The organism is Kitasatospora arboriphila (assembly GCF_039528095.1).
In the GTDB taxonomy this organism is placed as follows: Bacteria; Actinomycetota; Actinomycetes; order Streptomycetales; family Streptomycetaceae; genus Kitasatospora; species Kitasatospora arboriphila.
In genome coordinates this window covers 1-506 of record NZ_BAAALD010000344.1, presented here as the reverse complement: position 1 = coordinate 506, position 506 = coordinate 1, and the positions used below count along the sequence as shown (strand labels likewise).

The window sequence follows — 506 nt, the reverse complement described above, 5'->3', positions numbered from 1 at the left end:
TCTTACTACTGCCTCGGGAAGTGCCCTTCTGACCGATTTCCCGGTTTTATAATCGCTTGCCGGAATGGTCCACGTTTGCTCATGGAAATCGAACCACTCCCATCTTGCTGTCCTGATCTCCGTACTCCGGCAGCCAGTCATGATGAGAAACTTCATTATCAGCTGTTGTCTGTACTTCATTTCAGGAAGGATGTTCCAAACTGTTTTGATTTCCTCATCACTCAATCTGCGATCTTTTACGGATGCTGTGAGACCTACGTCAGAGCGCCTAAGGCTCTCAATTGGGTTCACATTAATGACCCCTCGATTGGAGCAAAAACGGAACGTACGCTGCATCAGCCCAAGCATCTGACCAGTGACAACTCTTCGCCCCATGCCATCAAAAAGGTTAAGCCAGTGCGCTTTAGTGGTCTGATCAACAATCATGTTCCCCAGCACAGGCGCTATATGGTTATTGAAGTCCCGCCGGTTAACCTTGATTTTCACAAGACCTTCAGGGATGCAGT

General features: G+C 48.2%; 1 protein-coding gene. It reads right to left on the bottom strand.

Annotation, left to right across the window (positions count from 1 at the left end; genetic code table 11):
• On the bottom strand, positions 1-426 hold a 426-nt coding region (locus ABD353_RS40300; protein ID WP_344628655.1), incomplete at its 3' end, for a tyrosine-type recombinase/integrase.
• Positions 427-506: the final 80 nt, after the last annotated feature.